Source organism: Candidatus Poribacteria bacterium, assembly GCA_021295755.1.
GTDB lineage: Bacteria > Poribacteria > WGA-4E > WGA-4E > PCPOR2b > PCPOR2b.
This window is the reverse complement of the sequence record JAGWBT010000031.1, coordinates 434-3,083: the sequence shown is the minus strand read 5'-3', so window position 1 is coordinate 3,083 and position 2,650 is coordinate 434. Positions and strand designations below refer to the sequence as shown.

Annotated in this window: 2 protein-coding genes; one reads left to right on the top strand and one right to left on the bottom strand. The window is 49.9% G+C overall.

Annotated elements, in window-relative coordinates; translation table 11 throughout:
* Window positions 1–1,381: PD40 domain-containing protein (locus J4G02_06045; GenBank protein ID MCE2394139.1), on the top strand; the 1,381-nt coding region annotated here is incomplete at its 5' end.
* Between the two features lie 139 nt (window positions 1,382–1,520).
* Here the strand turns inward: J4G02_06045 and J4G02_06040 are convergent.
* Window positions 1,521–2,650 (bottom strand): beta-galactosidase trimerization domain-containing protein (locus tag J4G02_06040; GenBank protein ID MCE2394138.1); only part of this gene is annotated, 1,130 nt, incomplete at its 5' end.

Here is a 2,650-nt window from a genome sequence, read left to right as displayed (position 1 = left end):
TCCCAGTTGGGCCCCCGATAGTAACCGTATCCTATATTATCAGGATACCAAGGATAGTTCGGAGATATTTATCATTGACGATAATGGGAATAACGTTATTAATATATCACAAGATCAATTTGTACTTCTCCCCGCTTGGTCGCCGAAACGCAACCAAATCGGATACATCGATGCGGTCGCAACCAGACATGTGCCGCGAAATCCACTGCAAATCTACAAAATGGATCTGACCAAAGAGAGTGTAACCGCTTTGACATCTGGAGACGATCAGGAAAGTATTCCATTAGCGTGGCACCCCGATGGGCACAAAATCCTATTTGTCACGCAATATCTCTTCGATCAAGAAATCCTAGGGAGTGACATCTTCGTCATGGATAACAACGGCGAAAATATAATCAATTTGACACAATCGCCAGAGATGGAAATGGCTGCCAGTTGGTCGCCTGACGGAGAACAAATTGTGTTTGACCGAGAGGTAGGGGAAGATGAGAGTGCAATTTTTATAATGGAGGCGGACGGTCAAAACCCGCAGCGAATCACATTTCAACCCGGTCGAAACTTTGAACCCTCTTGGTCTCCAGACGGAAACAAAATTGCCTTCCTCTCATCTCGAAATCGTGTGCCCAGGATCTACACAATGGACACAAATGGGCAAAATGTTCAACAAATCGCGCATAATCAGCGCGTATTTGATGGACCGCCAGTTTGGTCCCCTGATGGCAGGAGGCTCGCCTTTATGTCTGGAGATAATCAGGGTGGCTGGGGACTCTATGTCACGGATCCACAAGGTCACAACGAAAATCTGATTGTCCACTGGACTCACCCGTCCCCATCTGTGCTAAATTGGGATCGGCCGGCTTGGTCGCCCGATAGTCAACATCTCATCTATGTCGTCAAAGATCAAAATTCGGAGAGTTTAATGAAAATTCGGATTGATGGGGATATGCCAACCCAGTTAAAGACCGGCGAACTTGTAAATTGGTTAAGTCCTGTATGGTCGCCGGGAGGAAATCACCTTCTTTTTAGTGCGAGAGAAGCAAGAGAACCAATGTTTCTCCTAGAATATAGAATGTTACTGATGAATCTTGATACTTCACAAAAACATGCATTCGTATTACCGGGAGCATTTGAAAAGGATTGGAGTCTTTTTGGATTGGTTTGGGGACCTGACGAGTCACAACTCATCTTATCAGTATCAGTAGGAAAGAAGGATCACCAGCATTTACTCTATCTAATCGATATCCCCAACGAAACCGTAACGCTATGGAGGGAAGAGGCATACCAAGCGGATTGGGTCAGGCCCGGTTTCGTGTACGCTGTGGAGGCTGCTGGAAAACGGATCACAACGTGGGGCGAATTGAAAAAACCAGAAAAACCCTGATGCACAGCTCTCACCGTACTGATCCTTCAGCAAAAAATCTGTGAAATCCATAAATCCGTGCCAATCCCCGATTCAGACGATTTCCCTCGCCTTCAGCCAACCAATGGTGATGCTCTTTGACTTATTCCCCTCTAGGCATCTACAACACAATCTCGATTGCTTCAAACAACCCCAGTTCAGGAAACTGAATCGTCAGCAGATCATCTGACCAGCTATACGCACATGCTTCCCCCGATACGAGGCTTCGCACGGACTTCGGCTGCTTCGCTGATGGTAACTCGATTTCCAAGTCTACCATTTTGACCGGCTGGTAAAAACTCACCCCGAAATGTCCCGAACCGTTCACCAGATGCACCAGCTGTGAGCTGCCGTCCACCTTTTCAAACCACGTCGCCTCAACCATCGGTGACAGGTTGCCCCCGATTGGCGTCAACCCGGCAACTCCCTCCAACAGGTCAGCGACAAAATCGGAGGTGTTGGGATAGCCCTGCCGGTGGAACAGTTGCCCCGGCTCCCACGGGATATAGATCGCCCTTCCGTTTCCGAAGGACCGAACCGTGAACGCCGGGTGCGCCGTAACTTGCGTGTAATAGCACCGTTCCGGCGGACCAAAGTTGTGCGGCGGAATCAGCTTGAATCGTTGCTGGACATCCGACGCATACGTGGCATAGACATACGTCCCGTCCATATAGATGAGCTCAGTGTCGGAAAACCGTTCAAATCCCTGCTTATCGTCCAATTTGAAATACGACGAGCGCATATCCGTCCGTATTCGTCTGACCTCCGTAATTCCGAGGCTTTTTAGTGCGGGTGTCGGTCTGGGCTCATCGTCCGCATCCCGGAATCCGCTCTGGGCAGCGGCGATCACCGTTCCACCTTCCTCAACAAACCGGTCAATCCGCCCCGCCAATTCATCGCTCATCGGTCGAAGGTCGGGCAACACAACCGCCTGATACTTGTCCCACGCCACATCGAGTGCCGCATCCGCTGTCAGGGTATCAAAAAGGAGGTGGTTCTCCACCAAGAAACGGAACCACCCTTTGAATGCATCCGCGCTGACTCGGTCAGACTTCAGCAGCGCAATATTCGCCTTCGATTGGTTGCCGGTGTATGCCGCTTCATTGGCTGCGTGATAGCGGTAAATCTCCTTGATAGGTTCAAACCCGGATCTGTCCTCATGATTGTCCAACCGTCCGATGAGGTAGTAATCCAATGCCCCACCGTTGGCTAAGTTCTGCGCTAGACGTAACGCCTGCTGATGAGGCGACA